The 10,700-nt window shown below is 68.3% G+C and carries 11 protein-coding genes; 5 read left to right on the top strand and 6 right to left on the bottom strand.

The genetic code is table 11. The annotated features are described in order from the left end of the window. Positions 1–119: 119 nt before the first annotated feature. Genes I0Q12_RS30260 through I0Q12_RS30250 form a run of 3 tightly spaced genes read right to left on the bottom strand, consistent with a single transcriptional unit; the run spans position 120 to position 3,859 of the window. Positions 120–1,154 carry an aldo/keto reductase gene (locus I0Q12_RS30260; protein ID WP_231611730.1) on the bottom strand — a complete coding sequence of 345 codons (1,035 nt, stop codon included), beginning with the start codon at positions 1,152–1,154 and terminating at the stop codon, positions 120–122. Beyond that, positions 1,147–2,556 carry an acyl-CoA reductase gene (locus I0Q12_RS30255; RefSeq protein WP_197257542.1) on the bottom strand — a complete coding sequence of 470 codons (1,410 nt, stop codon included), beginning with the start codon at positions 2,554–2,556 and terminating at the stop codon, positions 1,147–1,149. Before I0Q12_RS30255 ends, I0Q12_RS30260 begins: the two co-directional genes overlap by 8 nt. Before the next feature lie 7 nt (positions 2,557–2,563). Continuing rightward, on the bottom strand, positions 2,564–3,859 hold the full coding sequence (locus tag I0Q12_RS30250; protein WP_197257540.1) for a hypothetical protein: 1,296 nt from the start codon (positions 3,857–3,859) through the stop codon (positions 2,564–2,566). 94 nt (positions 3,860–3,953) lie between these two features. On the opposite strand from I0Q12_RS30250, the gene I0Q12_RS30245 reads away from it, so the two are divergent. Further along, positions 3,954–4,628, top strand: coding sequence for a TetR/AcrR family transcriptional regulator (locus tag I0Q12_RS30245; RefSeq protein WP_197257538.1), 675 nt, complete (start codon positions 3,954–3,956; stop codon positions 4,626–4,628). A 24-nt stretch (positions 4,629–4,652) separates the two neighbouring features. Here I0Q12_RS30245 and I0Q12_RS30240 read toward each other — a convergent pair whose 3' ends face one another. The 3 genes from I0Q12_RS30240 to I0Q12_RS30230 are packed head-to-tail and all read right to left on the bottom strand — an operon-like array spanning position 4,653 to position 6,548. Further along, complete coding sequence (locus tag I0Q12_RS30240) at positions 4,653–5,282, bottom strand: TetR/AcrR family transcriptional regulator (protein WP_197257536.1); 630 nt, start codon at positions 5,280–5,282, stop codon at positions 4,653–4,655. A 13-nt stretch (positions 5,283–5,295) separates the two neighbouring features. Next, positions 5,296–6,108 (bottom strand): SDR family oxidoreductase, encoded by an 813-nt coding sequence (locus tag I0Q12_RS30235; protein ID WP_197257534.1) that lies wholly within the window; start codon positions 6,106–6,108, stop codon positions 5,296–5,298. After that, positions 6,105–6,548: a VOC family protein gene (locus tag I0Q12_RS30230; RefSeq protein ID WP_197257532.1), complete on the bottom strand. Its 444-nt coding sequence runs from the start codon at positions 6,546–6,548 to the stop codon at positions 6,105–6,107. Before I0Q12_RS30230 ends, I0Q12_RS30235 begins: the two co-directional genes overlap by 4 nt. Positions 6,549–6,649: 101 nt before the next feature. Here I0Q12_RS30230 and I0Q12_RS30225 point away from each other — a divergent pair, with 101 nt between their 5' ends. From I0Q12_RS30225 to I0Q12_RS30210, 4 genes are all read left to right on the top strand, one after another. Further along, a complete protein-coding gene (locus I0Q12_RS30225; RefSeq protein WP_197257530.1) occupies positions 6,650–7,951 on the top strand; it encodes an acyl-CoA dehydrogenase family protein in 1,302 nt (433 codons plus the stop codon). After that, positions 7,948–8,970, top strand: coding sequence for a phosphotransferase family protein (locus I0Q12_RS30220; protein WP_307846644.1), 1,023 nt, complete (start codon positions 7,948–7,950; stop codon positions 8,968–8,970). The genes I0Q12_RS30225 and I0Q12_RS30220 overlap by 4 nt, the downstream gene beginning before the upstream one ends. After that, positions 8,967–9,749, top strand: coding sequence for an enoyl-CoA hydratase/isomerase family protein (locus I0Q12_RS30215; protein ID WP_197257528.1), 783 nt, complete (start codon positions 8,967–8,969; stop codon positions 9,747–9,749). The genes I0Q12_RS30220 and I0Q12_RS30215 overlap by 4 nt, the downstream gene beginning before the upstream one ends. Positions 9,750–9,752: 3 nt before the next feature. Continuing rightward, the coding region (locus I0Q12_RS30210; RefSeq protein WP_197257526.1) for an NADPH:quinone oxidoreductase family protein at positions 9,753–10,700 on the top strand (948 nt) is incomplete at its 3' end.

The raw sequence follows: 10,700 nt of genomic DNA, 5'->3' as shown, positions 1-10,700 counted from the left end.
CGTGACGCGCCCGGTCGTCGGGTCGGTGACCGGCAGGGTGTCACCGGTCGACGCCGCGGCCGGTGCCCCGGCGATCCAGTGGTCGAGTGTGTCCATCGAGCTCACAGCCCTTCGTGACGTCAGGTTCGGAGCCGCGCGGGTCCCGGGGTTGCCGGGGTGTCGCGCGGGGCGACCGGCGGGGGCAGAGTGCGCCTCTCGTACAGGCCGTCCAGGAAGTCGTGGGGGTAGCCTAGACGGATCCGGGTGGCGTCGTCGAGACGGGTGAGATGGTCGTCCTCGAGATCGACGGCGAGCGCTCCGATGTTGTCCCGCAACTGTTCCACGGTGCGTGCCCCGATCGACGGGAGCAGTCCGCGGCTGCGCACCCAGGCGATTGCGACGCGTGCCGGGGTGGTGCCCAGTTCCGCGGCGATCTCCCGTGCCGTGTCGCGGGCGCGGCGCACGACCGGCGCGAGCTTCTCCTCCCGTTCGGGAGTGAGTTCCCGGGCGAGCAGTCCCCGCGCGAGAGGGCTCCACGCGCACATCGCGAGGTCGTGGGACTGCGCCATGGGGAGCAGTTCCCGTTCGGCTGTCCTTGTGACGAGGGAGTATTCGACCTGCAGGGCGCAGAACGAGGTCCACCCGCGCAGCTCCGCGATCGCTGCGGACCGCGCGACCACCCATGCCGGCGTGTTGGTCACCCCGATCGCGAGAACCTTGCCGAAACGCACCAGATCATCGAGCGCGCGCAGTGTCTCGTCGACGGGGGTGAACCGGTCCCACGCGTGCACCCACAGCAGGTCGATGTAGTCGGTGCCGAGTCGCCGCAGGCTGGTCTCGACGCTGCGGCGCAGGCTCTTCCGATGGTTGCCACCGGAGTTCGGATTGTCCGGATCCGTGCACAGCGTGTATTTCGTACTCAGGACGACGGAGTCGCGCTCCCCGGCGACGAGCCGGCCGAGGATCTCCTCGCTCGCTCCGTCGGTGTAGTTGTTCGCGGTGTCGACGAAGTTCCCGCCGGCCTCCCGGTATTCCCGGTAGACCGCGCGGGAGGTCTCCTCGTCGGCACCGAAACCCCAGTCGGTTCCGAAGGTCATCGCGCCCAGGCAGAATTCGCTCACGCGGATTCCGGATCGGCCCAGGACCCGCAACGCCATAGGCTTGGGTTCAAGCATCGTCGTCCACCACCCAGTTCACGAAGCGGTGCAGCGGGTACATGCCGTCGTGGGGGCTGCCCATGCTGCCGGTGAGTGCGCTGCCGAGGCGGACGATGCGCTGGACGCCGGCTGTGGCGAGCAGGTCGCGCACCTCGGTCTTGCGGTGGGCCGGGTAGACGCCGACCGTCTGGGTGGCGACCGTCGCATAGGATGCGGCGTCGCGCATGTCCTGGACCGGAATGACGTTGACGGTCTTGTTCGTCGGGTGGAAGTCCACCATTTCCGGCGAGCGGACCACGAGGCCGCTGCCGTCGAACGTGCCCCACACGCGGTAATGCGGTTCGAGGAAGCGCATTCCCTCGACCGCGTCCCGGATCTCCGCGTTGGGTTTCGGACCGACGGCTTCCGCGAAATCGCGGTCCACACCGAGCCGCTCGTGCAGCAGGGCGCAGAAGCGGTCCGTCTGTTCGACGTCGCCCTCGACGCAGATGTGCCGGGCCGCGAGGCACGCGTCCTGGTTGAAGATCGTGGCGTCGCGGGCCGCCAGTTCGGCGACCTCGCGCAGCGTCTCGTCGGATTCGAAGGCCTCGCGGCCGACGATCGACATCGACACCTTGGGGTCGAACGAGATCAGCTGGAATCCCGGTCCCGCGTACTTGGCGGCGTTCTCGATCGCGGAACCGCCACCCCAGGCGACGAGTTTGTCGAAGTACTGGGAGCGGTAGAGGATGTTCTCGACCTTCTCGTCGCCGCCGCGCCAGTACACCGCCGACATCGACCGGAGCACCGGATGGCCGGGCGCGATGTCAGCCATGGTGCGGAGCACGGCGACGGTGGTGAACGGGTCGGCCGAGGGCATCTTGAACAGGTTGACGCCCTTGGTCAGTGCAGCATCGGCGATGGTGGTCATCGCGGCGCTCGGCGAGTTGCCGGCCATCATGTGGACCAGTCGCGGCGGGAACGCCCGCACCCGGCTGACGTTGCCGTTCGGGTCGGTGCGTTCGGACCAGCCGTCGAGGACGTCGAGGCTGCCGAAGGTGCGCTCGAGCCGGTATTCGAGTGCCTGCCTCGTCAGGAACTGACCCGGACGCGCGAAGGTGTTCTCGATGATGCGCCGCGGAAGCGCACTGACCTGCACGGTCATCTCGAGTGATTCCTGCAGGTATTCGTTCTTGTCGAGGGTCAGGTACTGCGCGGTTTCGACGAGGAAGTCGATGATCTCCGAAATCGGGACGTCGAACGCGGGGCCGATCTCCGATCGCGGGGCGAACAGGCCGTTGTATTCGAGTTTCGGTGTCACGAACGGAACACCGAAGTCGCGGGAGAGGTATTCGCTGTCCTCGCCCCAGACGAGTTCGCCCCGGACGAAGTGGGGCACCCGGATCTTGGACGTGGCAGGCGCGGAAGTGGTTGCGGTCATGGTCGTCTCATTCCTCGATGAACCCGCGGACGTAGGCGTCCATGGTGCCGGCGCACGTGATCTTGTCGTCGTCGCCGAGGTCCGTGAAGCGGGCGATGTCGGGCAGGACGGTCGGGCCGCTGCGTCCGCACGGGCAGTCGCGGAGGTCGACGGTGATGCGGTCACCGGAGATCGTTCCGCCCCAGCGTCCGTCGACCGTCGTGTCGAAGAATGCGGCGCGACCGGTGACGGTGTCGCCCTCCGGTTCGGCGAGCTTCGTGCCGTCCTTGTCGAGCACGAACAGAACGATCTCGTCGGGTACGTGGTAGCGCCCGCCGAGGCACCGCGGCATGCGGAGGTTGAGTTCCTGCATCGAGTAGTAGTGGAAGAAGCGTTCCGGGGCGATGTTCAGCATCCGGAAGATCTGTTCCTGGTAGTCGTCGGGCAGGGTGTTGCCCTTGAGGCCGCCGCCGACGGTCAGTGCGTTCGCCCCGGTGATGTCGCCGTCCCGGGCGCCCTTCTCCCGCAGGATCTCGACGAGCCGGAACAGCTGGGTGAACTGGGAGTTGAAGAAGACTCGCTCGTCGGGACGGGCCAGGATGTGGTCGGCCCAGTGGTGCAACCGGCGTTCCTGTTCCGCTGCGCGCGCCTGGGCCTCGGCCTCGAACGCGGCGATCTCGTCGGGTGCGGCCGTGCCGTCCGCCATGGCCCGGCGCATCGCCTGTAGCCGTGCCATGTAGCGGTGATGGCCGGTCGGCGGGGTGCCCTCGAACAGCGGGATGCCGTCGGGCCGGCGGTATTTGTCGATGATCATGTCGCGCATCGCGACGTGCGCGCTCTGACCGGTGTCGGGGCCGACGGGGATGACGTGCCAGGTCCGCTCCGGCGGCAGTCCCATCTCGGTCAGGCCGTCGATCATGTTCTGCATGTTGGCTTCACGGTCACGCCGGGACTTGTTGAGGAACGATCCTTTTCCGCTGGTGCCGCTCGAGCTGGACACGAGGTGGCCGGCGGCTTCGAGTGCCTCGATCCAGCCGTCCACGTCCGTGACGCCCGAGACGTCGACGTCGGTGACCCGGTGGGCCGACACGGAGTCGAGCCACCGATTCATGGTGGCCCACTGTCCTTTCGCGATCAGGGATTCCGGGTAGCTCTTGTACGTCGTGTGGGGGAAGAGCAGCGGGACCATGTCCTCACGGGAGGTGATCTGCGTGATGCCCTCCGCCTCGGCGCGCTGCGCCAGCAACGGGACCTGCTGCTTGCGCTGCTGGAAATGGGAATCGAGCGTGGCGATGACGTCCCGCTGCATGGTCGTCTCGGACATGTGGGCCTCCGGCCGTTGGGGGATTCGCTGCGGTAACTTTACCCGCCGGTCAAGTTAAATGTCCATAGCGGAATCGCCTGGCACACTTCGTTTCATGACATCGCAGAAGCCCGACGGTTCCGCCGCACCACGACGCGGCGGGCGCCCCACCCGAGAGCAGGCATCCCAACTCGACCAGGCCGTCCGCGAAGCGGCGCTGAAGCTGTTCCTCGAACACGGCTACGAGGGCACGTCCATGAACGCCATCGCCGCCGAGGCCGGCACCACCAAGCCGACGCTGTACGCCCGGTTCCCTACCAAGGAGGACGTCTTCCGGTCCGTACTCGGATGGGCGATCCAGCGGCCGAACTGGCCCGTCCCCGAACCGGAAGACCCGGACCTGGACGACCTTCCGGGCGCGCTGACCGCGATCGCCCAGGCTGCGCTGCGCCGCGCGCTCGATCCCTCGATGATCAAGCTCGAGCAGATCGCCATCGCGCACGCGTCGCGCTATCCCGACCTCGCCCGGCGCACGTACGGCACGGGATTCTGGCCGCGCCGGCAACTCGTCGCCGACCTGCTGCGACGGCACGCCGCGACCGGCGCGATCCAGGCCGACGATCCGGACGTGCTCGCCGAGCACTTCCTCGGCATGGCGACCGGTGCGCCCTCCCGGCTCGCCTCGTTCGGCATTCTCCGCAGCGAGGAGGAACAGGAACGGCACACGGCGATGGCCGTGGAGATCTTCCTTCGCAGCCTGCGGCCGGACGCACCCTCCGACCCCGCGTAGTTCAGCGTCCGGACACTGTGTAGTTCAACGGCCGGAGGCCGCGGCACGCAGGCAGAACGCGGTGATCCGCTCGATGTCATCGGGAGCCGGCACGACCCGTCGCCAGAGGTGATCGACGAGCACGCCGATCGTCGCGTGTGCGGCCAGGTTCGCATCGAACTGCGGGTCCGCACTGCCCAATTCGGCGAAGGGTGCGTGCAGCAGCCCCGCGAGTGGGCCGCTGGGCGAAGGCGGACCGGACTCGCTGTACTCCCCCAGGCCGGCCGTGTTCCACAGCACCGCCCGGGTGGCCGCTCCGACGTCGTCGGCGCCCTGCGACATCACGCCCTCGACCCAGCGCCGGACCTGTCCCTCGGGCGTGGTTTCCTTGCTCATCTGATGGGCGACGTAGTCGCGCAGGCGCGCGGTGCCGTCCTCGAGGATCGCGGCGACGAGTGCGTCCTTCGACCGGAAGTGCCGGTAGAAGGCATCGTTCGACAGGCCGGATTCGGCGACGATGTCCGCGACCCGCGCACGCGAGGCGGTGCCGGACTTCTTCATCACCACCACGGCCGCGTCGAGGAGACTGCGAACCTCGTTGGCGTAGTTGTCCCCTCGTTTCGCGAGCGTGCGCTGCGCGATCCGGTGGGCAAGGTCGTCGGCCGGTTCCGTCATGGTCATCCCTGTTCTAGGTGCTCATCGCGGCGCACACGCCTCCGTCGACGAGAAGATCTGTGCCGCTCAGGAAGCCCGCGTCATCCGAGAGCGCGAACGCTACCACGGCCGCGACCTCGTCCGCACGACCCGTCCTGCCCAGCGGGGTCTGCTGCACGAATCCGCCCATCCGGGGGTTGTGCTCCGCTTCCTGCCGCCCCTGCGGGGTGTCGATGATGCCCGGCGAGACCGAGCAGATCCGGGCCCCGCGCGGACCGAGCCGCACCGCCTCGCGGCGCACGAACCGCTGCACGCCGAGCTTGGCCAGCGCGTATGCGGCGCCGCTGTGCTCGACGGTCGGACCCGCCGCGTCGCGGATCCGGTCCAGGAACCGGGCGCCGAGCGGATCGTCGAGCACCTCGGCGACCTCGGGTGTCAGTCCCGATTGCGCCATCGACCCCGCCATCGACGCGAAGCACACGGTCGCGGTCCCGGCCGTGGCGAGCGGACGCAACGTTTCGGCCAGCATCGCGGTCGCGACGAGATCGACGGTGAAGATCTGCCGCCAGTCCGCCATCGTCGGCGAGATCCCCGCCGCGTGCGCCACCGCGCGCAGCGTGCCGAGTTCGGACACCCGATCGGCGAGGCGGGCGAGCGCATCGCCGTCGGTGATGTCGAGGACGATCGGCTCCACCGCACCCGCGGGGGCCAGTGCTTCGGCGGCGGTGGCAACGGTCGCGGCATCCCGGTCGGCGAGCAGCAGGACATCGACCGTCCCGGAAAGCCGTTGCGCGCAGGCGTACCCCATTCCCCGGCCCGCGCCGGTCACGACGCCCACCGTGGTCATGCGCCGGCCCCCCAGCATCGCTGCAGACCCTGCTCCGCGACGCGGGTGACGAGTTCGATCCGCAGTCCGGTCGTTCCGCGGAGGAACGCGAAGAACAGGCCTCCGTCGGACCCGGCGCGGGTGGCCTCGGTGACGAATCCCCGCGCGACCAGCGCCGCGGCGTCGGCCGCGACGTCGTCGGACCAGTATCCGGCGTGATGGATTCCGCCGCCGGCCTCCCACAACGTTCCCGGGACGCTGCGCACGACCTCGAGGCGGGGTTCGGTGATCGAGTAGGCGCACCGCAGCTCGACCGTGCGGTCGCCGGCGGGAAGCGTCACGGGCACCGCGCCGCCGACCTCCGGTCCCCACTCGTATCCGAGGAGCGCCGTGAACTCCTCGCGGGTCGCCTCCGGGTCGTCCGCCACGATGCCCAGGTGGAACAGGTCTTCGGCCTTCATCGCTCGCCTTTCCGCACACCGTCTGTGCAGTGCTGTTTCCCGTCTCAGAATTGCATTCTTGATTGCAAGAGTCATATTCTCACTCGTGGAGAGGAGACGCAATGGCATGGGATTTCGAAACCGACCCCGAGTACCAGGCGAAACTCGACTGGGCCGACGCGTTCGTGCGTGAAGAGGTCGAACCCCTCGATCTGGTGTGGGAACACGAACAGTTCGTTCCGCTCGACGGCGCCCGGCGCAAGGCGATCGATCCGCTGAAACAGGAGGTCCGGAAACAGGGTCTGTGGGCGACGCACCTCGGGCCGGAACTCGGCGGTCAGGGCTACGGCCAGCTGAAGCTCGCGCTGCTCAACGAGATCCTCGGCCGATCGAGCTGGGCGCCGATCGTGTTCGGCTGCCAGGCACCGGACACCGGCAACGCCGAGATCATCGCTCACTACGGCACTCCCGAGCAGAAGGAGCGCTACCTGCAGCCGCTGCTCGACGGCGAGGTGTTCTCCTCGTACTCGATGACCGAACCGCAGGGCGGGGCCGACCCGGCACAGTTCCGGACCCGGGCCGTCAAGGACGGCGACCACTGGGTGATCAACGGCTGGAAGTACTTCTCCTCCAACGCCCGGACCGCCGAGTTCCTCATCGTGATGGTCGTGACGGATCCCGACGTCCCGGTGCACAAGGGAACGTCGATGTTCCTCGTCCCCACGGACACCCCGGGTGTCGAGATCGTCCGCAACGTCGGGCTGTACGGCGAACCGATGAACGAGGGCACCCACGCACTGATCCACTACAACAACGTGCGGGTCCCCGCCGACGCGATGCTCGGCGAGGAGGGCGGGGCGTTCGCGGCCGCTCAGGTGCGCCTCGGCGGCGGCCGTATCCACCACGCCATGCGCACGATCGGCTTGGCACAGAAGGCGATCGACATGATGTGCGAGCGCGCCCTGAGCCGCGAGACGGCCGGCAGCCGCCTCGCCGACAAGCAGACCGTGCAGGGTTACATCGCCGATTCCTACGCGCAGCTCACCCAGTTCCGGCTGTTCGTGCTCAACACCGCGTGGAAGATCGACAAGTACAACGACTACAAGAAGGTGCGCAAGGACATCGCGACCGCGAAGATCGTGATGCCCACCGTGCTGCACGACATCGCTTGGCGCGCAATGCAGGTGCACGGTGCCCTCGGCGTCACCAACGAGATGCCGTTCTTCCGGATGATCCACGGCGCCGCGGTGATGGGTCTGGCCGACGGACCGACCGAGGTGCACAAGACGACCGTCGCCAAGCAGGTTCTGCGCGACTACAAGCCGATCGACGACATGTGGCCGTCGGAGTGGATCCCGAAGAAGCAAGAAGCCGCCCGGGCGAAATTCGCCGACTACCTCGAACTCGAAGTGGGGAACCTGTGATCGACACCGAACGCCTCGCCGCCTGGATGGACGAGCAGGGCCTGCCCGGCAAGGGAGCCCCGCTCGAGGCCGAGTACCTGTCCGGCGGAACCCAGAACGAGATCTACAAGCTCACGCGTGACGACTTCACGTGCGTCATCCGTATCCCTCCGGCCGGCGCGCCCGCCGACCGCGACAGCGGAATCATGCGCGAGTGGCGCATCATCCAGGCGCTGGACGGCACCGACGTCCCGCACACGAAAGCCGTGGCCGCGTGCGAGGACACGTCGGTACTCGGGCGCACCTTCTATCTCATGGGGTACGTCGACGGCTGGTCACCAATGGACCACCGTGGTACCTGGCCCGCGCCGTTCGACACCGACGTCGAGGCGCGAAAAGGACTGGCCTACCAGCTCGCCGAGGGCATCGCCCTACTCTCGAAGGTCGACTGGAAAGCGCAGGGACTGCAGGATCTCGGCCGGCCCGAAGGCTTCCACGATCGGCAGGTCGACCGCTGGACCCGATTCTTCGAACGGATCAAGGCGCGCGAGATCGAAGGCATGGATGTCGCCACCAAGTGGCTGCAGACCCACCGTCCGCTCGACTACGTCCCGGGTCTGATGCACGGTGACTACCAGTTCGCGAACGTGATGTACCGCAACGGTGCACCCGCGAAGCTCGCGGCACTCGTCGACTGGGAGATGGGCACAGTCGGTGATCCCAAGCTCGACCTCGGCTGGATGCTCATGAACTGGCCCGAGGACACGAACGCCATCGAGGACAGCGCGGTCAGCTACGTCGATTTGACCGGGATGCCGAACCGCTCGCAGATGCTCGCGCACTACGCCGACGTCTCCGGCCGTCAGGTCGACGACCTCGACTACTACCTCGTGCTGGCGAAGTGGAAGCTCGCGATCGTCCTCGAACAGGGCTTCCAGCGGGCGGGCGACGACGTCAAACTGCAGTCGTACGGTCCGGTCATCGTCAACCTCATGAAGTCGGCGGCGGAACTCGCCGAATCGACGGACTACAAGGGATGACCGGCGGATACGACGGCCTCGTCACGGAGAGGCGCGGGCAGATCCTTGTCCTGCGCCTCGACCGTCCCGAGGCCCGCAACGCCCTGACCGGTCCGATGATGCGCGGCCTCGGCGCCGCCGCGCGCGAGGCCGAGAACGATCCGGAGATCCGGGCGATCGTCCTCACCGGCTCCGGCGACCGCGCGTTCTGCTCCGGCATGGATCTGCGTGTGTTCGCCGAGGGAGGCTCGGTCGGGTTCGACAACCCGGACGACGCCGACGCCTATCGCCGGCTGTCCAGCGGGGAGCTCGGGGTCCCGGTGGTCGGTGCGGTCAACGGTGCCGCGATCGGCGGCGGTCTGGAGCTGCTCCTCGGCTGCGACATCGTCGTCGCGTCCGTCGACGCGAAATTCGCTCTGCCCGAAGTCAAGCGGGGACTCTTCCCCGGTGGTGGCGGCACCGGCCTCGGCACCAGGATTCCGGTGGGTGTCGCGCTGGAGATGACGTTGACGGGAGACCCGATCACCGCGGCCCGCGGCTACGAACTCGGTCTCGTCAACGCCGTGGTCGCCCCGGAGCAGGTCCTCGGCACCGCGCTCGGGTACGCCGCGAAGATCGCGGCGAACGCACCGCTCGGCCTCGCGGCCTGCAAGGAACTGGTGCGGCTCACGGTGTCCGATCCGGCCCTCGCCGCGGCCCGGCTGAGCGAATGGCAGTCCATCGTGTTCTCCAGCGCGGATGCGAAGGAAGGCGCGACGGCATTCGTCGAGAAGCGCACCCCGACCTGGCAGGGACGGTGACGCATGCGTGCCGCCGTCTGCCCGTCGTACGGGCCGCCCGAGGTCGTACGGATCGAGTCGGTGCCCGCGCCCACCCTGGGCGCGGGCCAGGCGCGTATCCGGGTCGCCGCGGCAGCCGTCAACTTCCCCGACGTGCTGCTCGTCGCCGACAAGTACCAGATCAGCGTGCCTCCCCCGTTCGTTCCCGGTAGCGAATTCGCCGGTGTCGTCGAGGAAGTCGCCGACGGGGTGACCGAGGTCGTGGTCGGCGACCTGGTCACCGGGACCGGATTGGTCGGTGCGTTCGCGGAGGAGGTCGTCGCGAACGCGCGGTCGTTGTCGACGGTTCCCGCCGGGATCGACGCACGCGTCGCCGCAGCGTTCGGGGTGGCACACCGCACCGCCTTCCACACCTTGCGGTCGGTCGCCCGGGTACGTCCCGGCGACGACGTGATCGTGCTCGGCGCCGGCGGCGGTGTCGGACTGGCCGCGGTGCAACTCGCCGTGCTGCTCGGTGCGACGGTGACCGCGGTCGCGTCGTCGCGCGAAAAACTCGCGGTCGCAGCGTCGTACGGGGCCCGGCACCTCGTCGATCACCGCACGGACGACGTGCGGGCCGCGCTGCGCAGTGCCCTGCCCGAGGGTGCGCACGCGGTCGTCGATCCGGTCGGCGGCGATCTATCGGAGACGGCGCTGCGGGCGCTGCGCCGCGGCGGCCGGTTCGTCACGGTCGGTTATGCATCGGGCACGATCCCGCGAATTCCGTTGAACCTCGTGCTCGTGAAGGGTGTGCAGATCCTCGGGTTCCAGTTCCAGGATCTGCCGAAGGACGAATTCGCCAGTGGCGAAGCAGAATTGCGTGATCTCCTCACCGGAGGTCGCGTGGTCCCGCACATCGGGGCCGCACTGCCGTTGGACGACACGGTCGCGGCGCTCCGGCTGGTCGCCGACGGCCGTGCCGTCGGCAAGGTT

Origin of the sequence: Rhodococcus sp. CX (assembly GCF_015865005.1) — a bacterium.
In the GTDB taxonomy this organism is placed as follows: domain Bacteria; phylum Actinomycetota; class Actinomycetes; order Mycobacteriales; family Mycobacteriaceae; genus Rhodococcus.
The sequence above is the reverse complement of the archived record's forward strand: the minus strand, read 5'-3'. Positions and strand labels throughout refer to the sequence as shown.

What these genes read in the sequence shown, in the direction of transcription:
- I0Q12_RS30260 (WP_231611730.1), bottom strand. Translation starts at nt 1,154, where the DNA reads ATGCTTGAACCCAAGCCTATGGCGTTGCGGGTCCTGGGCCGATCCGGA.
- I0Q12_RS30230 (WP_197257532.1), bottom strand. Translation starts at nt 6,548, where the DNA reads ATGAAGGCCGAAGACCTGTTCCACCTGGGCATCGTGGCGGACGACCCG.
- I0Q12_RS30215 (WP_197257528.1), top strand. Translation starts at nt 8,967, where the DNA reads ATGACCGGCGGATACGACGGCCTCGTCACGGAGAGGCGCGGGCAGATC.
- I0Q12_RS30250 (WP_197257540.1), bottom strand. Translation starts at nt 3,859, where the DNA reads ATGTCCGAGACGACCATGCAGCGGGACGTCATCGCCACGCTCGATTCC.
- I0Q12_RS30240 (WP_197257536.1), bottom strand. Translation starts at nt 5,282, where the DNA reads ATGACGGAACCGGCCGACGACCTTGCCCACCGGATCGCGCAGCGCACG.
- I0Q12_RS30225 (WP_197257530.1), top strand. Translation starts at nt 6,650, where the DNA reads ATGGCATGGGATTTCGAAACCGACCCCGAGTACCAGGCGAAACTCGAC.
- I0Q12_RS30255 (WP_197257542.1), bottom strand. Translation starts at nt 2,556, where the DNA reads ATGACCGCAACCACTTCCGCGCCTGCCACGTCCAAGATCCGGGTGCCC.
- I0Q12_RS30245 (WP_197257538.1), top strand. Translation starts at nt 3,954, where the DNA reads ATGACATCGCAGAAGCCCGACGGTTCCGCCGCACCACGACGCGGCGGG.
- I0Q12_RS30235 (WP_197257534.1), bottom strand. Translation starts at nt 6,108, where the DNA reads ATGACCACGGTGGGCGTCGTGACCGGCGCGGGCCGGGGAATGGGGTAC.